20 protein-coding genes are annotated in these 25833 nt (G+C 71.1%); 12 read left to right on the top strand and 8 right to left on the bottom strand.

The window, feature by feature from the left end; genetic code table 11:
• The first annotated feature begins 128 nt into the window (after positions 1-128).
• Complete coding sequence (locus tag AB0B90_RS08070; RefSeq protein ID WP_350946286.1) at positions 129-1013, top strand: sugar ABC transporter permease; 885 nt, start codon at positions 129-131, stop codon at positions 1011-1013.
• On the top strand, positions 1003-1845 hold the full coding sequence (locus AB0B90_RS08065; RefSeq protein ID WP_350946285.1) for a carbohydrate ABC transporter permease: 843 nt from the start codon (positions 1003-1005) through the stop codon (positions 1843-1845). Before AB0B90_RS08070 ends, AB0B90_RS08065 begins: the two co-directional genes overlap by 11 nt.
• Positions 1846-1851: 6 nt before the next feature.
• Here the strand turns inward: AB0B90_RS08065 and AB0B90_RS08060 are convergent, their stop codons facing one another.
• Positions 1852-2865, bottom strand: coding sequence for an alcohol dehydrogenase catalytic domain-containing protein (locus AB0B90_RS08060; RefSeq protein WP_362901161.1), 1014 nt, complete (start codon positions 2863-2865; stop codon positions 1852-1854).
• A gap of 101 nt (positions 2866-2966) precedes the next feature.
• Between AB0B90_RS08060 and AB0B90_RS08055 the strand changes: the two genes are divergently transcribed.
• Positions 2967-4685: an IlvD/Edd family dehydratase gene (locus AB0B90_RS08055; RefSeq protein WP_362921550.1), complete on the top strand. Its 1719-nt coding sequence runs from the start codon at positions 2967-2969 to the stop codon at positions 4683-4685.
• On the opposite strand, the gene AB0B90_RS08050 is transcribed toward AB0B90_RS08055, so the two are convergent.
• Complete coding sequence (locus AB0B90_RS08050) at positions 4572-6290, bottom strand: FGGY-family carbohydrate kinase (protein WP_362921548.1); 1719 nt, start codon at positions 6288-6290, stop codon at positions 4572-4574. The two genes, AB0B90_RS08055 and AB0B90_RS08050, sit on opposite strands and share 114 nt — an antisense overlap.
• Positions 6291-6921: 631 nt before the next feature.
• Here AB0B90_RS08050 and AB0B90_RS08045 point away from each other — a divergent pair.
• Positions 6922-7314, top strand: coding sequence for a PRC-barrel domain containing protein (locus AB0B90_RS08045; protein ID WP_350946281.1), 393 nt, complete (start codon positions 6922-6924; stop codon positions 7312-7314).
• Here AB0B90_RS08045 and AB0B90_RS08040 read toward each other — a convergent pair.
• Positions 7266-7952, bottom strand: coding sequence for a response regulator transcription factor (locus AB0B90_RS08040; protein ID WP_350946280.1), 687 nt, complete (start codon positions 7950-7952; stop codon positions 7266-7268). The genes AB0B90_RS08045 and AB0B90_RS08040 overlap by 49 nt on opposite strands.
• Positions 7949-9088: a sensor histidine kinase gene (locus tag AB0B90_RS08035; protein WP_350946279.1), complete on the bottom strand. Its 1140-nt coding sequence runs from the start codon at positions 9086-9088 to the stop codon at positions 7949-7951. Before AB0B90_RS08035 ends, AB0B90_RS08040 begins: the two co-directional genes overlap by 4 nt.
• 112 nt (positions 9089-9200) lie before the next feature.
• Here AB0B90_RS08035 and lgt point away from each other — a divergent pair, with 112 nt between their 5' ends.
• The 3 genes from lgt (at position 9201) to AB0B90_RS08020 (ending at position 12055) form a co-directional block, all read left to right on the top strand.
• Entirely contained in the window at positions 9201-10022 is an 822-nt protein-coding gene (gene lgt / locus AB0B90_RS08030; protein ID WP_362921545.1) for a prolipoprotein diacylglyceryl transferase, read from the top strand.
• Positions 10023-10154: 132 nt separating this feature from the next.
• Positions 10155-10610: a GNAT family N-acetyltransferase gene (locus tag AB0B90_RS08025; protein ID WP_350946277.1), complete on the top strand. Its 456-nt coding sequence runs from the start codon at positions 10155-10157 to the stop codon at positions 10608-10610.
• A gap of 161 nt (positions 10611-10771) precedes the next feature.
• On the top strand, positions 10772-12055 hold the full coding sequence (locus tag AB0B90_RS08020; protein ID WP_362921542.1) for a histidinol-phosphate transaminase: 1284 nt from the start codon (positions 10772-10774) through the stop codon (positions 12053-12055).
• A 66-nt stretch (positions 12056-12121) separates the two neighbouring features.
• Here AB0B90_RS08020 and AB0B90_RS08015 read toward each other — a convergent pair whose 3' ends face one another.
• The gene (locus AB0B90_RS08015; RefSeq protein ID WP_362901143.1) at positions 12122-12670 is read right to left on the bottom strand and encodes a hypothetical protein; all 549 of its coding nucleotides are present in this window, start codon (positions 12668-12670) and stop codon (positions 12122-12124) included.
• Positions 12671-13982: 1312 nt separating this feature from the next.
• Here AB0B90_RS08015 and AB0B90_RS08010 point away from each other — a divergent pair.
• The 4 genes from AB0B90_RS08010 (at position 13983) to AB0B90_RS07995 (ending at position 19888) form a co-directional block, all read left to right on the top strand.
• Positions 13983-16742, top strand: coding sequence for an AAA family ATPase (locus AB0B90_RS08010; RefSeq protein ID WP_350946274.1), 2760 nt, complete (start codon positions 13983-13985; stop codon positions 16740-16742).
• Between the two features lie 197 nt (positions 16743-16939).
• On the top strand, positions 16940-17080 hold the full coding sequence (locus tag AB0B90_RS08005) for a hypothetical protein (RefSeq protein ID WP_350946273.1): 141 nt from the start codon (positions 16940-16942) through the stop codon (positions 17078-17080).
• A gap of 261 nt (positions 17081-17341) precedes the next feature.
• Positions 17342-18757: a hypothetical protein gene (locus AB0B90_RS08000; RefSeq protein WP_362921539.1), complete on the top strand. Its 1416-nt coding sequence runs from the start codon at positions 17342-17344 to the stop codon at positions 18755-18757.
• 180 nt (positions 18758-18937) lie between these two features.
• Positions 18938-19888, top strand: a complete 951-nt coding sequence (locus AB0B90_RS07995; RefSeq protein WP_350946271.1) for a tetratricopeptide repeat protein — start codon at positions 18938-18940, stop codon at positions 19886-19888.
• 265 nt (positions 19889-20153) lie between these two features.
• Here the strand turns inward: AB0B90_RS07995 and AB0B90_RS07990 are convergent, their stop codons facing one another.
• Together AB0B90_RS07990 and AB0B90_RS07985 are read right to left on the bottom strand one after the other, a co-directional pair.
• The gene (locus tag AB0B90_RS07990) at positions 20154-20861 is read right to left on the bottom strand and encodes a neutral zinc metallopeptidase (protein ID WP_362921537.1); all 708 of its coding nucleotides are present in this window, start codon (positions 20859-20861) and stop codon (positions 20154-20156) included.
• A 304-nt stretch (positions 20862-21165) separates the two neighbouring features.
• On the bottom strand, positions 21166-22179 hold the full coding sequence (locus tag AB0B90_RS07985) for a LacI family DNA-binding transcriptional regulator (RefSeq protein WP_350946269.1): 1014 nt from the start codon (positions 22177-22179) through the stop codon (positions 21166-21168).
• Positions 22180-22525: 346 nt separating this feature from the next.
• Between AB0B90_RS07985 and AB0B90_RS07980 the strand changes: the two genes are divergently transcribed.
• A complete protein-coding gene (locus AB0B90_RS07980; protein ID WP_350946268.1) occupies positions 22526-23386 on the top strand; it encodes a hypothetical protein in 861 nt (286 codons plus the stop codon).
• Positions 23387-23421: 35 nt separating this feature from the next.
• Here AB0B90_RS07980 and AB0B90_RS07975 read toward each other — a convergent pair whose 3' ends face one another.
• Positions 23422-25521 (bottom strand): tetratricopeptide repeat protein, encoded by a 2100-nt coding sequence (locus AB0B90_RS07975; protein WP_362921535.1) that lies wholly within the window; start codon positions 25519-25521, stop codon positions 23422-23424.
• Positions 25522-25833 lie beyond the last annotated feature (312 nt).

Genomic DNA, 25833 nt, shown 5'->3' with positions numbered 1-25833 from the left:
CCCGCAGGGCGGCGGAGGGCACGGAGGGCACGGAGGACACGGAGGACACGGAGGCCGAGGGCCGGACGCGCGGCTCTCGGCGGACCCACCGGGCTCGCCGGGTTTCCGGCGGCGGTGGAGGAGGCGGGGTGTTCTGGACCATGCGCCGCCGCGACAACCTGGTCGGATACCTGCTCGTCGCCCCGCAGCTCCTCGGCAGCCTGCTGTTCGTGCTCCTGCCGCTCGGACTCGTCCTGTGGTACAGCCTGCACGAGTGGAACGTGCTCGCCGGGACCTTCGAGTTCGTCGGCGGGGAGAACTACGACAGGCTGCTCGCCGACGCGAACCTCCGCGAGGTCCTCGCGGGGACCGCGCTGTTCTCCGTCGGGCTGGTCGTGCTCAACCTCGGCCTCGCCCTCCTCCTCGCGATCCTGCTCAACCAGCGGCTGCGCGGGACCACCTTCTTCCGCACGCTGTTCTTCTCGCCCGTGGTGGTCTCGCTCGTCGCCTGGACGATCGTGTGGCGCTTCCTCCTGCAGGACGACGGCGGACTCAACGGCCTGCTCGCCGTCGCCGGGGCCGACGGCCCCAACTGGCTGCGCGGCGAGGGCACCGCGATGCTCTCGGTGATCGTCGTACAGGTCCTCAAGAACGTCGGCCTCAACATGGTGCTGTTCCTCGCGGCCCTCCAGGGGGTGCCGGCCCAGCTGTACGAGGCCGCCGAACTCGACGGCGCCGGGGCGTGGACCCGATTCCTGCGGATCACCGTCCCCCTGATCAGCCCGACCATCCTGCTCACCTCGATCATCACCGTGGTGGGGTCGCTGCAGGTGTTCGCGCAGATCGCGGTGCTCACCCAGGGCGGCCCGGGGATGTCGACGACCGTCCTCGTCTACTACCTGTACCAGCAGGCGTTCCAGTTCCATCACTTCGGATACGGCGCGACGCTGTCGGTCCTGCTGTTCGTGATCGTGGCGCTGCTCACCGTCGTGCAGTGGCGGATGCGCAGGAGGTGGGTCTTCAATGAGACGTGAGATACCCCTACGGCTGAAGACGCTCCTGTACGGCGTGCTGTGCGTGTTGTGCGTGCCGTTCGTCTTCCCGACCTGGTGGATGGTGACCTCGTCCCTCAAACCGGTCGGCGAGATCTTCGCCTTCCCGCCGAGGCCGCTGCCCGCCGACTGGGACTTCTCGGCCTACGGGCAGGTCTTCCGGCTCCAGCCCTTCGCGGGCCAGTATGTCAACAGCCTCTACATCGCCCTGGTCGTCACGGCGGGGACGATGGCGGTGGCCGCGATGGCCGGGTACGCCTTCGCGCGCATCCGTTTCCCCGGCCAGAACGTCCTCTTCGTCGTCGTGCTGCTCGGGCTGCTCATCCCGAGCGAGGTCACGATCGTCCCGCTGTTCCAGATGTTCCACGGGCTCGGGCTGACCGACACCCACTGGCCGCTCATCCTGGTGCCGATCCTCGGCGCGCCCGGCGTGCTGGCCACCTTCATCATGCGGCAGTTCTTCATCAGCCTGCCCGGTGAGCTGGAGGAGGCGGCCCGGGTGGACGGGCTCGGCCGGTTCGGCACCTTCTACCGGGTCGCGCTGCCGCTGGCCCGCCCCGCGCTCGGCGCTGTCGCGATCTTCACGTTCCTGCACAGCTGGAACCTCTACCTGGAACCCATCGTGTACCTCTCCTCGCCGGAGAAGTTCACCCTCCCGCAGGCGCTGACCCAGTTCGTCGACGCCTACGGCGGGCCGATGTGGAACGTCCAGCTCGCCGCCGCCTCGATGACCGCTCTGCCGGTGCTCGTGGTGTTCGTGCTCGCGCAACGGCAGTTCATCGAGGGCCTGGCCCACACCGGCCTGAAGGGCTGAGAAGGGTCAGACCCGGGGGTCGACGTGGATCTTGGGGCCGGGCCCGGAGCCCGCGGGGCGGGAGCCGGAGAGGATCTCGCCCACCTCCTCGAGCCCGACGACGGCCGCCACGAGCGGCCGGGGGTCCACCGAGCCGGAGGCGTAGTGCTCGATCGCCCCGGCCAGGCCGGGCGAGGCGCTCAGGATGCCGACGGCCGTCACGTCCTTGAGCACCAGCAGGCGGGTGTCGACGGCGCTGGGGGTCGACGCCAGGCCGATGTAGACCACCCGCTTGCCGGGCTCCACCAGATCGACGGCGAGGGAGGGCAGGCCGGGGGCGTTGGAGGCGTCGACGACGGCGTCGAACGGGAGGCCGGGAAGCCGGTCGGCGGTCCACGCCCCGTGCACCCCGAGGGTGCGGGCGAACTCCAGCGACGGCTCCGACAGGCCCATGATGTGCACCTCCGCCCCGTGCGCGAGGGCGAAGGCGGCGGCGAGCAGGCCGATCGTCCCCGGCCCCAGCACCAGCAGCCGGTCGCCGGGGGCGAGGGCCGCGGCCTCGACGGCCCGCAACGCGTTGCCGCCCGGCTCGACCATCGCCCCGGCCACCGCGTCGACCGCGTCCGGCAGGGCGTGCAGCGCCGTGACCGGAACGGGCAGGCGCTCGGCGAGGGCACCGGGCCAGCCGCCCCGGATGCCGATCTCGAAGCGGTCCTCGCACACGTGCTGCAGCCCGCCCAGGCAGCGGCGGCACCTGCCACAGCCGAGCATGGTGTCGCCCGTGACGCGGGTGCCGATCCAGCCGCCGTCGACGCCCTCGCCGACCGAGGAGACCGTTCCGCACCACTCGTGGCCGAGCCGCATGGGATAGCGGGCGTGGTCCTCCTCGAGATAGGCCATGTCGCCGCTGAAGAACTCCATGTCGGTGCCGCACACCCCGGCCCGCTCCACGTCGACCACGACCTGCCCGGGGCCGGGAACCGGCGGATCGACGTCCAGCACGGCGAAGCGGCGGGGCCCGGTCACGACGAACGCTCTCACGGTTGGAACCTTCCAGACGGCACCGCCGGGCGGGGACGGAGGTAACAGAGGTACAAGAATCGGGCTCCGTAGACTACCGTTCGGCAAATGGGGCTGAAAACGTGACGGCGGAACGACGTAGCTCGCAGTGGTACGCGGGAAACGATCGCAACGCCTACATCCATCGGGCCTGGATGCGGCGGGGGTTGCCCTCGCACGCCTTCGACGGCCGTCCGCACATCGCCATCGCCAACACCGCCTCCGACCTCACACCGTGCAACTCCCATTTCGACGAGGTGGCCGAGGGCGTCAAACGGGGCGTCTGGGAGGCCGGCGGCGTCCCGATGAACCTGCCGGTCGTCTCGCTGGGTGAGACGCTGGTGAGGCCCACCGCGATGCTGTGGCGCAACATGGCCGCGATGGCGATCGAGGAGATGCTGCGGGCCAACCCGATCGACGGTGTGGTGCTGCTGGGCGGCTGCGACAAGAGCATCCCGTCCCTGCTGATGGCCGCGGCCTCGGTCGACCTGCCCGCGGTGGTGCTCCCCGGCGGGCCCATGCTCACCGGCACCTTCCGCGGCGCGCCACTGGGCTGCGGCACGGACGTGTGGAAGCTCAGCGAGGAGGTCCGCGCGGGCACCCTGAGCGAGCAGGCGTTCCTGCGCTCGGAGTCGTCGATGATCCGCAGCAGGGGCCACTGCAACACCATGGGAACCGCCTCCACGATGGCCTGCGTCGCCGAGGCGCTCGGCACCACCATCCCCGGCATCGCGGGCACGCCCGCCCCCGACAGCCGTCTGCTGGAGGGTGCTCATGAGACCGGGCGGCTCGCCGTCGAGCTCGTCGAGCGGGATCTGCGTCCCAGCGCCCTGCTGACCAGGGGATCGTTCCTCAACGCGATCGTGGCGCTGGCCGCCGTCGGCGGATCCACCAACGCGGTGGTGCACCTGCTGGCCATCGCGGGCCGGCTCGGCGTCGAGCTCTCCCTCGACGACTTCGACCGCGCCGGCGCCGGGGTGCCGCTTCTGGCCGACCTGCAGCCGGCGGGCCGGCACCTGATGGAGGACCTCCACCGCGCGGGCGGGCTGCTGGCCGTGCTGCGCGAGGTGCGCGACCTGCTGGACCCCGAGGCGCTGACGGTGACGGGCAGGCCGCTCGCCGATCACCTGGACGAGGCGCGGATCTGGGACGAGACCGTCATCCGCCCGCGTGACCGGCCGCTGCAGGAGGCCGCGGGCATCGCCGTCCTGTACGGCGACCTGGCGCCGTCCGGCGCCGTCATCAAGCCCGCGGCGGCCTCGCCCGAGCTGATGCGCCACCGGGGCCGTGCCCTGGTCTTCGACAGCGTCGAGGACATGCACGCGCGGATCGACGATCCCGAACTCGACGTGGACCCCTCCACGGTGCTCGTGCTGCGCGGGTGCGGACCCAAGGGCTACCCGGGGATGCCCGAGGTGGCGAACCTGCCCCTGCCGGCCAAGCTCCTGGAGAGCGGGGTGCGTGACATGGTGCGGATCTGCGACGGCAGGATGAGCGGCACGGCGTACGGGACGGTGGTCCTGCACGTGGCGCCCGAGGCCGCGGCGGGCGGCCCGCTCGGCCTGGTGCGGACCGGTGACCCGATCGTCCTGGACGTCGAGGCCAGGCGCCTGGACATCGACATCCCGCCGGAGGAACTGGCCAGGCGTCTGCCCTCGGAGACCATGCGGGAGGCGTTCGCCGCGCCCTCACGGGGCTGGGAACGCCTCTACGTCGACCACGTGATGCAGGCCAACCGGGGAGCCGATCTCGACTTCCTCATCGGCTCCAGCGGTCACGCGGTCGCCCGCGAGTCCCATTGACGTCTGTGCTGTCGGCGCCGCCGGTGCCGTCACCGGCGGCGCCGACGCCGCGTGACGGGCCGGGCGCATCCGGTACCCGGCGACCGGCCCGTGCTCCGTGCCGTTCCAGCCTCCCTCGGTCCCCGTCAGCCGCCGGTAGCGGGAGTAGGCGATCTCGTACGGTTCCCGCTGCTCTGAGGGAGAGAACGGCCGGGGCCTGAACGAGCGGCGGACCACCTCGCGCAACTCGGTGAGGGAGCCGATGCGGCCCTCGGCCATCGCCTGGACCAGCAGGTTGCCCACGGCGGTCGCCTCCACGGGGCCCGCGAGCACCGGTCGTCCGGCGAAGTCGGCGACGAGCCGGCACAGAGTGTCGCTGGAGGCCGCGCTCCCCACCAGGTGCACGGCCTCCACCCGCCGGTCGCTGAGGAACTCGGCCTGCTCCAACGCCCACCGGTAGGAGCAGGCGAGGCTCTCCAGGACGCAGCGCACCGTCTGCGCGCGGCCGGCGGGCGGCGCCTGGCCGGTCGAACGGCAGTAGGCCCCGATCCTGGCCGGCATGTCACCGGGTTCGAGGAACCAAGGATGGCCGGGGTCGATCAGGGGGCCGAAGGCGGGGGCCGCCGCGGCCTCGGCGACCAGATCCGCGTACGAGGTGCGCACCCCCCAGGCCCTGCGGCACTCCTGGAGCAGCAGCAGGCCGTTGAGGGTCCGGGTGAAGCGCACGGTCCCCATGACGCCGCCCTCGTTGGTGAAGCCCGCCAGCCTCGCCTCCCGGCTCGTGACCGGCGCGTCGAGCTCCAGCCCCGCCAGCGAGCGAGGGCCGAAAGAGACGTAGCCCACCGATCCGGATGAGACGGGAAGCGCCGCCGCCACGGAGGCGGCGTCGTGGCCGGCAACCGCGACGACCACGGGCGCGGCGCGGCCTCTCCCGTTCCGGTCGCCGCCCCTCCTGCCGCTCCCACCGTTTCCCCCGCTATCGCCGCTCTCGCCGCGCAGCGGGCCGACGACCGTACCGGGCTCGGTGAGCCGGTCGGCGAGCAGGTGGCGGGGCAGGCCCAGGCGGGTGACGATGCTGTTCGCCCAGCGGCCGGTCCTGACGTCCAGCAGCTGGCTGGTGCTCGCGATCGTCCGCTCGCTGAGCATCTCGCCGCTCAGCCAGAGCGTGAACAGGTCCGGCATCATCGCCAGGTGGTCGGCCGCGTCCAGGAGCGGGGAACCGGCGTGCGCCAGCAGTTGGCAGGCCGTGGTGCCGGGGCCGGGATGGACACCGGTCAGCTCGTAGTGGTCCTGCCAGGAGACGAGTCCCGCCAGCCCGGAGGTGTAGGGGTCGCGGTGGTGACGGGGGTTGGCCAGCAGTCGTCCGTCGCGGTCGAGGAGCGCGAAGTCGCCGCCCCAGGCGGTCACGCCCACGCTGGTGAGGCGGTCGCGGGCGGCGGCCAGCGCGATGCCCCCGCGAGCCTGGGTGAGAAGCCCGAGCACGTCCCAGTACAGGCCGTCGAGAACGCGGACGGGCCGGTTGGCGAAACGGTGCACTTCACGCACCGAGAGCCGTTCACCATCGAATTCGCCGGTCAATACCCGGCCGTTCTCAGGTCCGAGATCCACGGCCACGTAGACGGGCACGGGTGCAAGGATAACCGGAGAGACTTTACTGATACGGGGGATATATCAGAAACGGTAGGTGAGGCAGCTCACAGGGTCGTCTTTCTCTCCGGGGTCGGCCGGGTGGGCCTTTCCTGGAACCCTTCCTCGACGGTTTCACCCGGTGTGGTCAAGCGGTCCCCACCGCTCGGGCGCGTACCGGCACCATTCCCGCCTGGTCCGATCTCGACCGGTTTGGGCGAAGGCGGCGGTGGCGGCGGGTCCGGCCACGGTGAGGGCCCAGTGAGAGTCACAGTGACGATGTCGCGACGTTTACGCGACATGACGGTGATCTCCATCTGATCCTCGTCCGATCCGTGAACCACGGACCTTCCCCCTTATATGGGCGGCCATTCGGCATACCGTCCGGGGCATTGTCCTTACCCCCTTTCCCGCACGGAGTCGTGGCGCCCATATGGGCCTCCGAGACGGCGGCAAAGGCACATGATTCCTGCGATTTACCAGCATCGGTAAAGACATCCTGGATTTCCGGACCGAGGCGACCAGGCACGATTGACAGCCGGCGGAGGACGGCCATCCGCCGCACCGTTTATCTCGGCCGCGAGGGGTAGTCGGGGGGCCACACACATCGTGACAAGGAGAGAGCCCGCACATGACGAGCGAAGGTCTGTGGAGCTATCGCGAGGGCGTCTACGGTCCGGACGAGACGATGGACGAGACGATGAGCGTCATCGGCTTCGACGTGGAGGCCGTCGACGGCAAGGTCGGCCGAGTGGAGGAGGAGAGCAACATGACCGATGACAGCTACATCGTGGCCGACGTCGGCTCCTGGCTCTCGGGCAGGAAGATCGTGCTCCCGGCCAGCACGGTGACCAGGATCGACAAGGACGAGCGCAAGGTGCACATCTCGCAGACCAAGCAGGAGATCCAGGACGCGCCGGAGTACGACCCGGCGACCTACCGGCAGAGCGTCCACCGCCAGGAGTCGGGCGGTCACTACGCGTCCGCCCCGCCGCGCGACCGGCTCACCGCCGATCTCGGCTGAAGCGGCCGGCCGTCCAGCCGGATGATGCCGCGGGAGGCGGCGACCGTCACCGCGGCGGTGCGGTCGTCCACGCAGAGCTTGGCGAAGATGTGCAGCAGGTGGGTCTTGACCGTGGCCTCGCTGATGCACAGGTGGGCGGCGATGGCCTTGTTGCTCATCCCCTGGGCGACCGCACCGAGGACCTCGGCCTCCCGGCCACTGAGAGCATCGGGGGCGTCGGCCCGCGCCCACGACAGCACCCGGCTCGCGATCGTCGGCGACAGGGCGCTCTCCCCCCGCGCCGCCACCCGGATCGCGTCGAACAGCTGCTCGCGGCCGACGTCCTTGAGGAGATAGCCGATGGCTCCCGCGTCGATGGCGCGTGAGATGTCGCCGTCGGTGTCGTAGGCGGTCAGGACGATCACCTTGGCTCCCGGGTCGTCCTCGCGGATCCTGCCGATCGCGGTCGCGCCGTCGATCCCGGGCAGCTGCAGGTCCATCAGGGTGACGTCGGGCCTCAGGTCGCGCGCCAGCCGCACCGCGTCCGTGCCGGAGACCGCCTCACCGACCACCTCCAGATCGTCCTGGGTGCCCAGGACAGCCCGGATGCCGTCGCGGACCAACGGGTGGTCGTCGGCGATCAGGACCCGGACGGTCATCGCGACCCGCTCAGCGCCACCGGGGAAAGGCTGGCCACCACCGTGGCGCCCGCCCCCGGGGCACTTTCCACGAGCAGCGTGCCGCCGAGTTGCTCCATCCTCTCCCGCATGATCGAAAGGCCGTGTCCCGAGGCGGCCCTGCCGGGATCGAAACCGTCGCCGTCGTCGTGGACGTCAAGCACCACCAGGTCCTCCATGTACGACAGGGTCAGCGTGACCTGCTCGGCGCGGGCATGGCGGCGCACGTTGGCGACCGCCTCCTGCGCCACGCGCAGCAGCTCCGCCTGGACCCGTGCCTCGAGCGGCCGGAGCCTGCCGGTGATCACGGTGTGCGCGTGGACGCCGGTCTCGTCCGACAGCCTGCCCGACAGCCGCCGCAGGGCCTCCGGCAGGCCGCACCCGTCGAGCTGGCCGGGGCGCAGTGCTCTCACCACCCTGCGGCTTTCCGCCAGATTCTCCCGCGCCACCCGCAGCGCCTGGGTCAGGTGCCTGTTGTCCGGCAGGGTCTCCTGGGCCGCCTCAAGCAACATCGTCACGCTGGCGAACCCCTGGGTCAGGCTGTCGTGGATGTCACGGGCGAGCCGTTGCCGTTCGGCCGCCACGCCCGCCTGCCGTTCGGCCGCCGCCCGCGCCTCCTGCGCGACCTGCAGCCGGTCGAGGAGCCGCTTGCGCTCGGCGCTCTGCCGGGACACCGAGCCGAAGTACCCGACCGCGGCGGCCGCGCTGGTCGCGATCAGCGCGGCGATGACGATCTCGGCCCAGGTGATCGACCCGGTCGCGTGGAAACGATGCCACAACCAGCCCCCGGCGCACGACACCACCGCGACCAGCCCGACCCGCACGGCGTCCATGCAGTACGGCACGAGGACGCTCAACGCGACCACCAGGAAGGAGGAGTCGATCGCGAACAGCCCCAGCCAGAGCAGTCCACCGCCGAGCACGTACGGCGTGGGCACGTCGTCCGGGGGCGGCGTGCGCAGCACGAACCACACCGCGTACCAGGCGGCCAGCCCGGCCACCAGCACCACCGGGAGCACCCGGCCCACCTCCGACAGCGGGCCGGCCGAGGTGAGCACCAGCCATGAGGCGAAGAAGGCGTGCTGCCACCGGCGTCGCGACCGCTCCCAGGACTCCACACCGCCGACGATAATCAACCTCCCGTCCGTTCGGCATCAACCGGTCGACTGATCACATGATCGGCGTTGCGATCGATGCGGGCGCCGCCCCGGCTGAACCAGACTCGACGCCGTGACCGCCATCCCCAGCCCGACCCAAGCCGTCTGGCACCTCGGCCCGTTCCCGATCCGCGCCTACGCCCTGCTGATGCTGCTCGCCGTCCTCGTCGGCATCTGGGTGACCCGGCGCCGCTGGGCCGCTCGCGGCGGCGATCCCGGCGCGGTCGAGGACATCGCGATCTGGGCCGTGCCGCTCGGCCTGGTCGGCGCCCGGATCTACCACGTGGCCACCGACTGGCAGCAGTACTTCGGCCCGGGCGACGACCCGCTGCGCGCGTTCGCGATCTGGGAGGGCGGGATCAGCATCTGGGGCGCCGTCGCGGGCGGCGCGGTGGGCGCGTGGCTCGCCTGCCGCCGGCGCGGCATCGCGCTGCGCGACTTCGCCGACGCCGTCGCGCCCGGGATCGCGCTCGGGCAGGCGATCGCCCGATGGGGCAACTGGTTCAACCAGGAGCTGTACGGCGGGCCGACGACCCTGCCCTGGGCGCTGGAGATCGACCCCGCCCATCGGCCCCCCGGTATGGAGTCCACCGCCACCTACCACCCGACCTTCCTTTACGAGTCGCTGTGGAACCTGGGCGTGGCCGGGTTCGTCATCTGGGCCGAACGACGGTTCCGGCTCGACCGCGGCCGGACGTTCGCGCTCTACGCCGCCGCCTACAGCGCGGGTCGCGCCTGGATCGAGTGGCTCCGCATCGATCCCGCCCCCCACGTCCTCGGTCTGCGCCTCAACAACTGGACCGCCCTGCTCGTCTTCACGGCCGCGGTCGCGTACCTCGTCGCCACCAGAAAGGCCGCTCCAGCGGATGGACAGGTCGGTCGGCTCCCTTATTGATATGCGTGAGGAAACGATCCGAACCCTCCACTCGCGATCGACTCCCCGCGGCAGGGTCCGGCTCACCATGGCCCGAGAATGTGACGTGGCACCTGCGGGACCGAAGCCGAAGCCCTCAAGAAAGGCGAGTGGATGAAGATTGTCCTCGACGACCTCTCCGGTGCGGAGATCGCCGGTTTTCTCGACGAGCACGTCCAGGAGATGCGAGCCGTCACCCCCCTGAAGAGCAAGCACGCCCTCGATCTGGACGGGCTTCGCCGGCCCGAGGTCACCTTCTGGTCGGTGATGGACGGTGACAGCCTGGTGGGCTGCGGCGCGATCAAGAGACTGGACGCGGGACACGCCGAGGTGAAGTCGATGCGCACCGCGCCGGCGCGCAAGCGCAGCGGGACGGCGTCCCTGCTGTTGGAGCACATCATCGCCGAGGCCGGGCGCATGGGATTCACCCGGCTGAGCCTTGAGACCGGGGCGAGCGAGTTCTTCCTGCCCGCCCGGAGGCTGTACGAGAAGTTCGGCTTCGAGTACTGCGAGCCGTTCGCGGACTACGAGTACGACCCGTACAGCGTGTTCATGACGAAGAAGCTGTGAAAATCACGGGTCACGGGTCGCGGTGATCGATCGTTCCCGCCGGTGAACCCCGGATCCCCGGGAGTCGCCCGAGCCCGGGGGCGCCCTGCTGAACCAGCCGGTATCCAGGTGCGTAGCTGGGGGTGTCAGAGGCGTGAACATCCGTCAGCAGGAGGCCCCCGTTGGCCGGTTCCACCCACCGCCGAGCGCACGGTGCAGCGCACAGCCCGTCGTACTTCTCGCTCATCCGGGCCGCGCCGGAGCGGGGGGAGGAACCGGTCGACTTCTGTATCCCCTGCAATCCGTACTTCCCGACCCCGGAGGCATTCGGCGTCCTGGAGCACAACCTCGCCACGATCCTGAAGTTCTATCCCAGCGACGCCGACACGATCACCGCCGAGCTCTGCGGGGTGCTGGGCCTGAACCCGCAGACCGTCGTGATGGGCAACGGGTCGACGGAACTCATCACCTGGATCGACCACCTGCTGGTCAGGGAGAGCCTCGCGGTGCCGATCCCCACCTTCGGCCGCTGGACCGACCAGCCGATGGAGACCGGCAAGCGCGTGGACATGTATCCGCTGCCGGAGAACCAGGGATTCGCGCTGGACGTGGACGCCTTCGTCAACTTCGTCAGGCATCGCGGCTCCCGGGTGGCGGTCATCTGCAACCCGAACAACCCCGACGGGGGCTACCTGCGCCGACACGAGGTGATCGCCATGCTCGACAGGCTCGTCGACCTGGACCTGGTCGTGGTGGACGAGTCGTTCATCGACTTCGTCGACGCCGAGCCGTATCCGAGCGTCGCGAACGAGGCGGCGATCCGGCCGAACGTGGTCGTGCTGAAGAGCCTCGGCAAGAACTTCGGGCTGCACGGCATCCGCTTCGGCTACATGGTGGCGAACCCCGCCCTGGCGGACAGGGTGCGGCGCGCCCTGCCCCGGTGGAACCTGAACTCCTTCGCCGAGACCGTGGTCTTCATGATCCGCCGGTACATGTCCGAGTATCTGGACAGCCTGCGGCTGGTCGCCCTGGACCGCGAGTCGATGCGCCACCAGCTGACCCGGGTCCCCGGCCTCACCGTCTTCCCCTCCCAGGGCAACTTCCTGCTGGTACGGCTCCCCGGTGGCAGGGACGGCGCCGCCCTGCGCGACCAGCTGCTCGACGAGCACAACCTGTTCGTCCGCGAGTGCGGAAACAAGCTCGGTATGACCAGCCAGTTCATCCGCCTGGCGGTCCGCCCCGAGCAGGACGTGCGGCGCCTGATCAGCGGGTTGTACGCGGTCCTGTACGAGAGCGGGAACAGGTCGCTGAGCCCCGTACCCCCGCCCCTTCCCGCACCGGCCCCGATCCCGACGCCCACGCCCCTGTACGACCCGCTGCCCGCGTCCCCCTCCACGCAGACGCCCCTGTACGAGGGGGACCGCCGCTTCGACATGCTGTCGTCGGCCCTGCCGCCCTCCATCTGAGACGCCCGCGCCGGCCGCCCGCGTTTCCGGCTCCCGCCTTTCAGCGAAGGCGAAAGCCGGTTCCGGTCAGCCCGCGGTGAAGCGCCAGCCTTCGGTGACGGTCGGAGCGTTGGTGGTGCCTCGCTGGGTGCCCCGGTCGAAGCACTTCTCGCGTGGTCGTCCCACGACCGCCGGCCAGGAGAACACCGTCTGGACGTCGTATACCACGTCGTACGCCTGCACGCCGTACTGCCCGGTCACTCTGCTGTGCGGAGGGACGACGAGGCTGGCGTTCACACCGATGGCGGTGGTCCGTTCCTGCACGATCTGCGTGCTGACATTGGTCTGCAGATATTTGGTCAGCTCGGCTGTCGCGCCCACTGTGACGCTGATCCGCCAGGTCCGTGACTGCGATGAGCTGAACGTCGCATTGATTGGCGTGTCAAGGGCGTTGTCCACGACACGGGCGTCACTCACGTTGAACGTCGAGGCAGTGGAAATCGCGGTGTATCGGTACCCCGCCAAATAGGGGGTGCGGCCGTAGAACGCCAGCTGCCAAACGATGGTGGGGTCGGTTGGGCAGGAAATCTGCGGACCAGGCCCGTCGGCATGTGCGATGCCCGGCGTCACGGTCACACCTAGACTTGAGATCAGGGCCGTGAGCACCGTGAACGCGGTGAGTCTTCTATGCCGTCCGCTGAGTCTTCCGGCCATTCCCCGCCGGTCGTGCGCTCTGCTTCGAGTGCCGGCCAATCTTTACCTCCACGCGACTTGAGTTTGCACCGGTCCATGAGCGTGGCCGGTTCTTCCACATGGCCGCGCTGCCGGGCGCCGCTTACGACTGCTGTATTGAGAGGTACAAACGCATACTTTGATTGCTGTCCGGGCACCTGTCAACAGTCGGAATAGTGCCCGGCCACTCGGGTCTTCGATGTCTTCGTCCAGGCGATGGAAAAGGGCCCCGACGAAAAGGAGCGATTCACGGCAGGGGAGTTCACGGAGTTGATGGCGGGGACGAGTCGGGGCCTGGGCCCGCGACTTCCCTTACCGAATCGGATATGAAGTTTGCCGGCCTCGCCGAGGTCCGGGCGCCGGTCTCGGATGTCGAGCTTGACCGTCTCGGTGATCCGCAATCCCACCCGCCTCCACAGTGACGCGGCGAAGTATCGGACGCCTGGGAGTAGCCGGTGATCGCACCACACCGGTGATCGCACCACACCAAGGCTCATCGGCACACCCCCGCTCACTGCCTCCGGCCAGACATCTCAATCACCGGCGACACTTCAGGAATCCCGACGGAACGCCAAGCGGTTCACTACTCTCGGTGTGGCGTTCCTGTCAGGGTGTGCAGGCGCAGGCTCGGCGCGAACTCGCGGGAGTTCCTGTGGCAGCGCCTGATCGCCGGGTGGCAGGTCGTCCACTGGGCACCGCCCGCGCCGTCGGTGATCTCTCTCCTGCCTCACCTTCCGTTCCAGGCGTCCGAAAAAAAAAGGGGGTGGCCGTGGCCGGAGAGTCGTACTCGGTGCGCCGTGTGACGTCTCGCGCGACATGCGAGGTTTTGATCACTTCATGTCATCATGCACTTACCCGGTGCGGGAATCGTGGAATGCGTCTCGCGGGTGAGGCAATCAATGGTCGCCTCCTCTTTCGGTCGGCCGTATCCGCAGGCTGCCGCACCTTTGTCGAAGATGGACCGCTCCCATTTCGGAAAATGCCGTGGGAGGGCCGAGGGGAAGGGGCGTCGCGGACCCGCCGGACGATGGAATCCAGAGTGTCCGGGGGCGCGGCCTGCGTCCGAAGGCGTTCCGTGCCCGCGAGGGCGGGCGACGTGAAATTTTCCCGAATCCGTTTCGTGAGAAATCTTCAGATGAAACGCGTGCCGACAGGTTGATTCCTGACCCATAATCGCCGTCAAGAACATGTGAATCGTGAAAAAGGGAGCGCTGCGTTGTACGGCAGAACCTCTCCGCTGTTCATCGGCCGGAAGCGGGAACTCGACTTTCTCGGGGAGGCGTGGAGGGATGCCGGACGTCGTGACGCGCGGATCGTGGGTGTCCGCGGGGCGTCCGGGATCGGCAAGACCGAGCTGGTCGAGCGCTTCCTGCGTACCGTGCCCGGAGTGCGGACCGTTCGCGCCTTCGGTGACGAGGACGCGCTCGCCCACCCGTGGGGCGTCCTGGAGCAGATCGCCGAGCAGCTGCCGACCCCGGTGCTCGCCAGGACGCTGGCGGGCCAGGCCGAGGCCGCCTTCGTCGGCCAGGCCCTCGCGGCGGAACTCGTCGCCGCCGACGCGCTGATCGTGGTCGTCGACGACGCGCACTGCGGCGACCGGCAGTCGATGGCCGCGCTCCGCCTGGCCGCCCGGCGCCTGCGCAACGCCCAGGTCATGCTCCTGGTCGTCCACCAGGCTCCGGGATACGCGACGGGAGCGGCGCCGGACGCGCCCCGCCTGGAACTCCACGAGGGCTGGGCCCGCATCTTCGACTCGCCGCAGGGGCGCCTGCTCCAGGTCGAAGGACTCCCCGCCGACGATCTGGTGCGGCTAGCCGTCGCGACCGGCCACGACGGGCTCACCCTCTCCGGCGCGAAAAGGCTGCACGAGCACACCGACGGCAACGCGCTGCACTCACTCCTCCTGCTGGACCAGGTGGAGATGCACTCGATCAACTTCGGCAACGGCCCGTTGCCCGCCCCCCGGGGCATGACGCAGGCCGTCGTGGCGAGGCTGGCGTCGTGTGACCGCCGTACCCGCGAGGTCGTCGGTGCGGCGGCGGTGCTCGGCCGCCGCTTCGGCCTGACCGACCTGCGTGCCCTGGCCGGCGTCGCCGACGCCACCACCCCCCTCGCGGAGGCCGTCGGCGCCGGGCTGGTGAAGGAGATCCCCGGGACGGCGGGGCAGGAGTTCGCGTTCACCACCCTGCTCGTCTGGGACGGCATCTACTACGACTCCGGCATCGAGCGCCGCCGCGCCCTGCACCGCAGCGCCGCGCTGCTCGGTGGCCCCGGCGCGCTGTGGCACGGGATCGCGGCGTCCGGAGGCGGTACGGACGGCGAGCTCGCCGAGCTGGCCCAGGAGGAGGCCCGGTTCCTGCTGGCGCGGGGCAGGCTTCCCCTCGCCGCGGTGTACGCCCGCCACGCGGTGGAACTGACACCACCGGGACCGGACAGGGTGGCCCGCCTGCTGACGGCCGTGGAGACCCTGCTGGTCTCCGGCGACGCCACCGTCGCCCGGCGCTACGAGAGTGAGGTCCTCGCCGCGCCACCGGGTCCCTGGCGCGACTACGTCGCCGGCTACCAGGCACTGATCTCCGGGCGCGTCGCGGAGGCGAAGCTGCTGCTGGTCCAGGCACTGGGCGCCGCCGAGCGCGACGGGGCGGAGAACCCGCACGCGCCCGCCGACCTGCGGGCGCGCATCGCGGCCCAGCTCGCGATCATCGGGGTGGTCGAGATCTCCTACCCCGAGATGGTCGAATACGGCACGGCCGCCGTCGCGGCGGGCAGTCACGAGCCATGGGTGCGGGCCTTCGCCTGGTTCGCCCGATCCCTGGGCTGGACCCTGGCCGGACGGGCCGAGGAGGCGCTGGCGTCCCTGACGGACGCCGACCTGCCGGGGTCGGTGGCCGGGCTGGACGGGCTGGTGGCCCGCGGGATGATCCGGCTGTGGACCGACGATCTCGAGGGCGCGTCCGCCGACCTGCGTGACGGCGTCGCGCGGGCCACGCGCGGCGAGGCGCTGCGGGTCGGCCAGGCACTCGGTTTCCTGGGCGAGGTCGAGTTCCGCCGGGGCAGGCTCGACGACGCCGTCCAGTTCACCAGGCTCGCCGTCGGCGACGCCGAGGAGAACGAGCGAATCTGGGACTACGCGCTCCTGCACTCCCTGGCGTGTTTCCCCCAGGCGGCCAGGGGAGAGTGGGACCAGGCGCGCGAGCACGCCCGCCAGGCCGCGGAGTGGGCGCCGATCGTCGAGAGCAGGGTGAGCCTCGCCTACGCGGCGGGCGCGCGTGCGGCGATCGCCCAGGCCCAGGGGGACACCCGGCGGCTGCTCGTCGCGGCCGAGGCCATCGAGGCGCACTACGACTCCCTGGAGCCGGGAACCCACCTGTTCGGCCCGGTCTGCGCCGACGCGCTCTCCCAGCTGGGCCGGGTCGAGGAGGCCGAGGCCGCGCTGGACGTCTTCAGCGACAGGGCCGCCTCCAGCGGGCGCCGCTCGACCCTGATGTCCATCGCGAGGGTCAGGGGCCAGATCGCCGCGGCGAGGGGAGACCACACGCGCGCCGTACGGGAGTGCGAGGAGGCCCTCGCGCTCGCCCGCGAGGTGGGCCTGCCGATCGAGGCGGGAAGGATCGACCTGGTGATGACGCGCTCCCAGCACGCCAGGGGGCGCCACGCCGAGGCGGAACGGCTGCTTCGGCGGGCACTGGTCGCCTTCAACCGCACCGGCGCCGCGGCCTACGCCGCCCTCGCGCTGAAGACGGCCGGGGAGCTCAGGCTCTCCGTGGACGGCCCCAACGCCGCCTTCAGCAGCCTCACCGGGGCCGAGCGCGAGGTCGTGGCGATGGTCTGCGAGGGCATGACCACCCGTCAGATCGCGCAGCGGCGCTCGGTGACGATCAGCACCGTGGAGACGCAGCTGAACCGCATCTACGCGAAGCTGAACGTGACCAACCGGATCGAGCTGCGCGCCGTCCTGTCCGACCCCGGGGATTGACCGGCGGCCGGGACCGGACACCCGGCTCACAGGAGCGGCATACCGGCGGCGCGGCCGGGCCGGTGCGGGTGAAGCGGGCATGTCAAGGTCCGTCGTTCCATCCGTAGGGGTGGTACCTGGACGCCTTCCGCTCTCCCGGCGACTACCGTGGGCGCCGCCAGAGCGCCGGCAGAGCGGTGCCGCAGAAGGAGGCCGGAATGCGGTTGACCATCGACGTCCAGAGGACCGCCACCGGTCACATCGCCGGGACGGTCGCGTCCGACGACTCCGCGCAGCCCGTCCCCTTCCACGGTGTCATCGAGTTGGTCACCCTCCTGGAAACCCACCTGGACGGATGACCGCACGAAGGGATGCCGCGCCCCCCCTGCGGGGCTGGAGATCGTCGTCCATGGAGTGCACGCCAGGGGAGAACATCGGATGGGCAGCACATCGCACCTCACAACGGGACGCCGGCGTCGCGGACCCGAGCCGGGCCGGGCGCACCGCCGGCCGCGGGCCGGTACGGTACCGCGGGCACCTCTCGCCGTACAGGACGTACGGGACGTGCCGGTGGTGCGTCCCGAGGGGAACGGTCGCGCGGGGTCGGCCGGGGCGGTCGCGTGAACGCCACCATGACGGCCTTCGTGCCACCGACCGACGACGGTCACGACCTGCTGGACAACTGGATACGGCCGATCTGCGCGAGACTGGGGATCCGCCTCGCGGTCGCTCTTCCCGGCGCCGGCCAGATCACCGCGCTCGCGGCGCAGCGGGCGTCGACCTTCGTCGTGTGGGACTGTTCGGTCGAGGGGCCGGAGGACGTCTACGCGGCCTTCAACATGCGCGCCAAACTCGACCCGGGCAGCATCGTCCTCAGCCGCACCCCGCTGCCGCGCAACGTGCTGACCCGCGCCAGCCACGCCCCCGTCCACGGTGAGGTTCTGGAAAACCCGGAGCTGGGCGTGTGGCTGGAGCGGCGTCTGCGCCGCGTGCTGGGCGCGGTCAGGACACCCGCGCCACGCCTGCCCGAACCCCGGGCGCACTACTGGATGTTCGACGAGCCGGCCGACTACTTCCTCAGTTTCCACGGCGAGCGCCGGCGGGAGGCGGGGGAGTGGCGCGAGGCCTTCGAGAAGGCCCACTCGGTGACCGTGCGGATGGTGTCGCCTCGCGAGTACTCCTACCCGGCCGAGGTGGTCACCCGGCAGCAGATGTGGGAGGGCGTGGCGCGGCTGATGTACGAGATCGTCACGACGGGCAGGGCGATCGTCCATCCCACCCCGGACTACTTCGCGTCGTTCTGGACGGTGAGCGAGTTGCTGGCCACGCTGTGGCTGCTGCCGCGCGGCTCCACACCTCCCATGATCACCTCCGCGTACGCCGCCCGCCCCTCGGGCGGCATCCGGCGGATGGAGCACCTCACCGCCCGTGCCGTCCTGGGCGTCCCCCTGCTGAGCGATGCTCACGCCGACCGCTTCGCCAGGCTCGTCAACCACGCCGATCCGATCACCACCGTCCCGCAGATCCGGAGACCCCCCGAGGGCGGCGGGAGAGATGTCACCGGGATGGTGAGGAACGTCGGCCACCGCGACCCCGAACTGGCGTCCTCACGGTTCTGGGACGAGGTGCGAGTGCCCTGCCCGATCTGCGCTCCCAAGGGCAGGCGTGCGGCGAAGGTCGACTGGGACCGGCACATGGACCTGTCGTGGAACGAGCGGGGGGTGGACCAGTACGGCTATTTCACCGCCCGCCGCGAGGACCTCGGCGCGGGAGGGATCCGCTGCCCCGGGTGCCGTACCCGCCTGCGCCTCGTCAACGAGCACGGCGTCCGCACGCTCTGGACACCGGTCGCCGAGGGGGAGACGGAAAGGGAGCGGCCGGTCCTCCGGCGCGACCCTGTCTGGCAGGTGCTGCCGGACGGCCCGCGGGAGGCGGAGACGCTTCCGGGGAAGAAGGGGCTCGGGGCCCTCCTCGACTTCCGGGACAGAGGATTCCCCACCGGGACGAGGTGGGTTTCCGCGCGAGGTCTCGGCTAGGGGCGAGAAGCCCCTCGGGAAGTCGTCACCCCCGAAATCGGAGCGTTCCAAAACAGCAGAAGACCTGGTCATCGTCACCGACGGCTCGGTTCGGCGAAAGGAGGCGAGATGGATCCCGGTGACACCGTTCGAGTTCAAGGAGGGTTCTCATGCTCAAGGAGAAGGGATGGACGCCACCCCTTGCCGGTCCGCGGACCGGAGCACCCCGGTGAGACCGTGGTGAAGGTGGAGGACGGCGGTGCGTCCGCGGAGCGCGCGCACCGTCTTGCCCTGTCGCTGAGCCGCCGCTCCAGCGTGCTCGGAGCGGCGGGGCGTCACGGGGAGGCGCTCGCCGCGAGTGAGGAGGCCCTCGCGATCGTCCGGCGGCTGGCCGCGGACGACCGTGACACCTACCTTCCCGACCTGGCCCTGTGCCTGGCCGGGGCGGCGACCCGGTACGTCAGGCTGGGCCGCAGGCACGAGGCGGTCGAGGTGGGCCGCGAGGCGGTTGCCGTCAGGCGCGAGCTGGCGCGGGCGCGCCCCGGCGACCACCTGCCTCACCTCGCGGGTTCGCTGAACGGCCTCGCCTGCGACCTGGGTCGCATCGGCAGGCCGGAGGCCGCCCTGGACGCCGCCCGCGAGGCGGTCGACATCTACCGGGATCTCGCCGCGCGGAACCCGGTCGCGCACGAGCCCGGTCTCGCCATGGCGCTGCACACCCTGGCCCAGCGGACGGCGTCGCTGGGGCGGCTGGAGGAGGCCGTGCTCCACAGCACGAGAGCCGTCTCCATCCGGCGCGGGTTCGCCACGGAGAACCCGTCCGCCGGCGCGGTGGCCCTCGCCACCGCGCTGCACGGCCTCGGGTGGCTGCTCGCCGCGCTGGGCAGACGCGAGGAGGCCATCGCCGCCTACGCGGAGTCGGTGACGATCCGCCGCGGGCTCACCCTGTCGGAGGACGTCCAGGCCGCCGACCACGGCTACCTCGCCGCCGTGGCGGGGGAGTGGGCGGACCTTCTCATGGACGCGGGCCGCCTCCCGGCGGCCATGGAACCACTGGAGATCGCCAGAGCCGCCTCCGTGCACGCCGGCGACATCGAACGGGCCGGCCGTCTGGCCGCCCTGATGGAACGTGCCGGAAGCATCCGCGTCTGACCCCTCGCCTCCCGTACGGAACCGGAGGCCGGTTTCCTCGGGGAGGGGGAGCGCGGTGGCGGGGACGGGATTCGCGTCCCGCACGGGGAGGAGGGGACTCGTGCGGGCCGGAGGTCCGCGTGCGGGAGGGGAGACCCGCACGCGGACCGGGGGGTGGGCTTCACGACCCCGGCCCAGATGACCCCTCCGTCATCCGGGCCGGGGTCCTACCCGGCGGTGAGCCGGGTGCTGTGGTGGTCGTGAGCCGGGAACGTCCTCGCCCTCGTCACGCGAAGCATCCCCCCACGCCCTGGCGTGCGCCCCGGTTGAAAGCGCCCAGGCGTTGCGCGGCGGTGCCGTGGTCGCTCACGTCGGTCCAGGGGGTGTCGTCCGCGTGTGCCCGCAGGGCCGCCGCGATCTCCTCGGTGTCGCCGGTCTCGAAGAACAGGATGCCGTCCTCCGCAGCTCCGAAGAGCGTGGCTCCGGCGAGGCAGTCGGCCTGGAGTTCGAGCTGCCGGGACAGCAGCCGCTGGGGGATGCGGGCCTGGACGGCATGACCCCATTCGTGCGCGATGATCAGATAGACCCAGGCGTCGCCCTGCCGGTATCCCATTCGCATGAGGTCGACGTCCCAGGCGACGAAGTCGTAGGGCGGCCAGCAGTACAGGGCGTTGTCATCGGGAAGGGGATATCCCCGGCATGTCGGCGTGTCGCCCCGCGCGCCGTCGTACCCGCCGAGAACGCGCGGAGGCGAATACCTGCCGGGAAAGAAATCCGGCCAGCGTGTCGCCCAGAAGCGGTTGACGACGTACCGCGCGCTGCGGATGTCCTCGTTGATGTCGTCGAGGCCGCTCGCGGCGGAGGCGCCCACCGGGGCGTTCGCGCCTGTCGTGGCGTTCGCGGTTCCCGCGGTACCCGCGATGCCCGCGAGCAGCGCGCCGGTGAGCAGTACGGCGAGTGCGAGGCGGGTGGTTCTCCGTCGTGAAGCGGCCATGGTTCTCTCCCCCGTCGCTGGCGGCCACATACCGGATGTAATGGTCTATCGCCGGGTTTTTTCGCAGGGCAGCGTCACCATATGAGGAAAGGTAATACGGGAGAGGAGCTATCGCGAGATCGTATGAAATATCGTGCTAATTCGTCGCTGCATTCGAGGAATTAGCGGCACGTCATAATCATCGCGAAGCGATCCCCCGGCACCCCTCCCGCGATCATGGCCTCCAAGCGGAGACGATCGCTCCCCCGGCGGGGACTACGGTCCGCGACCGGGCCCGGCGGACGGCGGGAAGGTGAGGGGGCGGTCAGCCCGCCGGGGGAGCGGAGCTCTCGCGGATGATGAGGTCGGTGGAGAGCTCGACCCGGCGGGGCTCGGGGGACTCACCACGGGAGATGCCCAGGGCCATGCGGGCGGCGACGAAGGCCATCTCCTCCAGAGGCTGGCGGACCGTGGTGAGCGGCGGCCAGGCGGACCTGGACAGGGGCAGGTCGTCGAAGCCGACGACGCTCAGGTCGTCGGGGACGCGCAACCCGCGCTGCCTGGCGGCCTCGAAGACGCCGAAGGCCTGCAGGTCGCAGCCGGCGAAGATGGCGGTGGGCGGGTCGGGCAGTGAGAGCAGGGTGTGGCCGTGGTCGTGGCCGGAGCCGACGAGAAAGTCGCCGTACAGGATCAGCGCGGGGTCGACCTCGACCCCCGCCGTCTCCAGCGCGGCCCGGTAGCCGTCTATGCGGGCGCGGCTGCACAGCACGTCGGGCGGACCGCCGATCATGCCGATCCTGCGGTGGCCGAGCTCCAGGAGATGGCGGGTGGCGGTCAGGCCGCCCTGCCAGTTGGTCGCGCCCACCGAGGCCACTCCGGGAGCGGGCTCGCCCTCGGGATCGACGACCACGAAAGGGATCGAGCGGGAGTTGAGCCGGTCGTAGCGCTGTGCCGAGAGGTGGGAGCCGACGATGATCACACCGTCGGTGCGGCGGGCGGCCAGCCGGTCGAGCCAGTCGCGGCCTGGGCCCGCATGGGTGTGCAGGACGGAGATGACGATGCTGGCCCCTGCCTCCGCGGCCGCCTTCTCGGCCCCGCGGACGAGCTCCATCGCCCACGGGCTCTCCAACTCGGCGAAGATCAGGTCGATCAGGCCCGCCGGGCCGTCGGAACCGGTCGTGCGCCGGATGTAGCCGTGCTCGCGCAGCAGCCGCTCGACCCGCTTGCGGGTCTCGGGCGACACCTCGGCCCTGCCGTTGATCACCTTCGAGACCGTCGGCGCGGAGACACCCGCCTCCTCGGCGATGCGGGCGATCGTCACCCGGGGCTTACCTGGCATGCCCGGCAGCATATCCGAAACCTTTCGGAGTGTGGCCGGTGGCCTGGGAATACGCCTCTTCGTCTCCCAACGGACTCTCGCCCGATACGCCCCCGGAGCCTGATCGTTATCGGAGGGTGGAAAATTTTTGTGGCCGCCGGAAATATTCGCCGCCGCCACCACCGGCGGCCCGGGCGGCGCTCAGGCCTCGTCGGCGCGGACGCGGCGCAGGGCCCACGCTCGCAGGAACCGGTCGCGCCACACTGCCTCCGTCCGGCTTCCCCTTTGGCGACAGTTATTTACTTACCACAAGGAAGAGCGGATTCTCTTTATATAGTTTCATACAGTCTTGGAAGGGAGGTCCGGCATGGCTGGGGACGAGGTCACGCGGTTGCGTGCCCTGCGGGCGAAGATGGACGGCACCTATGGCGAGGTCGGGTGGCGCCAGGCGCTCACCCAGGCGATCCTGCGCCGGTGCGCCGACGAGGATCTCCCGGGCACCGTGAGCCGGACGGATCTCGACGAGGCGGCCGAACACGCGGGCTGGCTCCTCGCCCACGACTGCGACCAATGGTCCTTCGCCCTGGTGGGACGGGTGCACGAGATCCGCTGGGAGGAGTTCGGGGATCCCGCCGATCGCGACGTCGCCATCACCATGCTCTGTGAGGCGGACGACCTTCGCGAGGAGAACGCCTGGTTCAGCGCCGCCGACCACGAGGCCCTCGCCGAGCTGCTGCTGAGCCGTCACGCGGACCGGGGCGTGCCCTACGACCTGGACCTCGCGGTCGACAGGCTCAGAGCTGCCCTGCGCGAGTGCGACGACAGGTGGTCGGCCCTCTATCTGCGCTACCGGCTGGGTACGACGCTGGCTCTGCGCGCCACCCGGCCGGGGGCGGGCACCGATCTCGGCGAGGCCGTCGCCCTGCTCGAAGACGTGCTCCCTCACCTGCCGGAGGGCGACCCGGCCACGAACCAGGCGACGTTCGCCCTGGGCGGGCTCCTGCGGAGCAGGGGGATCACCACCGGCAGCGCCGCCGACCTGGAGCGGGCGGCAGGGCACTTCGGCCTGTTCCTGGAGGCCACTTCCGACGACGACCCGCTCTGGCCCAAGGCGGCGGACGACCTGGCCAGCACGCTCACCCACCTCGGCCGGCCCGCCGCACCCGGCCGCGGGGGAAGGCGAGCCCACCGTACGGGGTCGCGTGGCACCCGTCGCGGAGAACCGTGACCGACGGGTCCACCGGGCAGGCCGGGACGGCACGGTCAGTCGTCCTCCCACAGACGGTCCTCCGGGGTGCTCGACGTGGGCTCGCCCACCCGTGCGGCCACCGACCGGGCCTCGGCCAGCAGCGGGTGCCCGTCGCCCAGGGGCGGGCGGCCGTGAGCCAGCGGGCGGCGGTCGAGCAGGGGAGCGAGCAGGGGCGCCACCTCCTCCACCTTTCCCGAGCCCATCCGGCGCAGCGCGAGGTCCAGGCGCCCGGCGAGAACCAGCGGGTGTGAGGCCTCCAGCACGTCCTCGCCCATGGCGACGAGCGCCGCGCCGGTGGTCTCCGCCTCGTCCTCCAGACCGAGGGCGTACGCGGCCCGGGCGGCGAGCAGCAGCCGCTCGGCCTGGCCGGGGAAGTCGTCGTCCATCTCGTGCTCGTCCTTCGCGAGGGAGGCGAGCACCCGCGCCGCCCCGGCCGCGTCGCCCAGGGCCAGCTGCGCGGCGGCCTGGGCACGACGCACCGGTCGTTCGTCCGGGAGCGTACGCAGGGCGGCGAGCGCCTGGGCGGGCTCGCCCGAGGCGGTGAGGGCCGTGGCGCGGACCAGTGTCGCCTCGGCGCCCAGCCGGGGCGAGACCTGCCGGGCGAACCACTCCGTGGTGACGGTGACCCCGGTGAGCAGCCGCACCGCCTGCGCGGGGAACCCCGCGGTCAGCTCGATCTCCGCCAGAAGCACCGTGTCGTACTGGGGCCAGTAGCCCTCGGGCGGCAGGTGCTGCGTCCGCAGCCGGAGCGCCTCGGTCAGGTGGTGACGCGCCTGCGCGGGCTGGCCCGCCGCGAGCAGGGCCTCGGCGAGGGTCACCCTGGCCGAGGCGGTGTTGACGCTGTCGGGACCGAGGCGTTGCTCGCGGTCGGCGAGCGTCGCCTCGGCCAGGGTCACGCCGGTGACGATCCGGCCCGCGCGGGAGGCGGCCCTGGCCATCGCCTGCCGGGTGAGCGTGAACCCCCGCCACGCCGGGGTGACCCCGGTGGCGGGGACACCTTCGACGCGCTGCTCGCTCACCTTCGTCAGCTCGCGCAGCCCTTCGCAGGGACGGCCGGCCTCCACCAGCACCTCCGCGAGGTTGTGCCGGGCCCGCGCGCCGAGCGACGTCGCGTCCGCGGAGGCGGGAAGCCCTCCCGCCACCCGCAGCGACCGCTCGAAGCACGATCTCGCGCCCGGCAGGTCGCCCAGGCGCAGCAGGGCGATACCCTGCCTGCTGGTCACGTCGCACAGGGTGCGCGGGTCGAGGTCACCGGCCGCCAGCAGGTCGGCCAGCTCGCCGCCGACCTCCGCCGCCCGCGCCAGCAGAGGGCTGCCGTCGAGCAGCACCTGCAGGACCGTCTCCAGGGCACGGCTCCTGGCACGGCCGCCGGAGTCCATCCGCTCGGCGAGCTCGGCGGCCCGTTCGGCGGTGTGCAGCCGCTCGGCCCACTCCCCGGCCAGCGGGAACAGGTCGCGGGCGAACCAGTGCGCGCAGAGCGCGGTCGCCTGGTGCTCCGCCACTCCCTCGGGATCGTCGGCCATCGACCGGAAGGCGAGTTCGGACAGGCGCTCGGCACTCGCCGCGGTCCACCCCGCGGACGGAACGGCGACCGCGAGCGCGGCGAGCTCCAGCCGGGGCTCCAGAAATCGCGCGTACGCGGTGACGCGGCCCTCCCACCCCGCGGCGGCGGTGGCGCCGTAGACCTCCGCCGTCTCCCACACCGGCTGGCTCTGCCCGGCCGACGGGCGCTTCTCGGAGGTGGAGATGTCACCGATGCCCAGGCGCACCTGGGCCAGCATGAAGCGCTCCACCTGGTGAAAGCGCGCCACCCTGCGCAGTGCGGCCGTGACCAGGCGCCGCGCGTCGAGCAGGGAGCGCGGCGGCTCGGGCGCGAGGTCGTCCGAGGTGAACTCGTCGAAGGCGTGCTTGACCGCGAGGGCCACCAGCACGCGCCGGCTCCTGACCTCGTTGTACAGCCAGACGGCGCTGCGGCCTCTGTCGCCCTCGGTGCCCCGCGGCAGCCGGACCCGCTCGGCGACGTCCTCGGCTCTCACCTGGTGGTAGTCGCCGCTCCGGAAGGCGTCGGCCGATGCCGCCGCGATGGCCGCGAGCCTGCGTTCCTGTGCCGACACCCTCGCCCCCTTCGGATCCGCACATGAATATATCTCACTATGGTGGAAGAGGCTCTTGGTTGATGAGTTGACTATCGAGATGGGTATCCCGATGTCACGCCTGGTTTTCCAGATCACGCTCGGGCGCCCGGGGGAGCCGCCCTCCGGAGCACCGGGGGACCTTGAGATCCTCCGATGATCACGCGGCGCCCCGGACGGGGCAGGGTGGGACGAGACGGCGGAGCGGCCGGTCGTCGTGGAACGGGTCGCCTACGGACGGGCCGCTACGGGCGCACCGTTATGGGCGGGCCGCTACGGGCGGGCCTTCAGGGA

This window comes from Streptosporangium sp. NPDC049078 (assembly GCF_040648855.1).
Classification (GTDB): domain Bacteria; phylum Actinomycetota; class Actinomycetes; order Streptosporangiales; family Streptosporangiaceae; genus Streptosporangium.
Note: the sequence above shows the minus strand (reverse complement) of the source record. Positions and strands in the feature narration are given on the sequence as shown.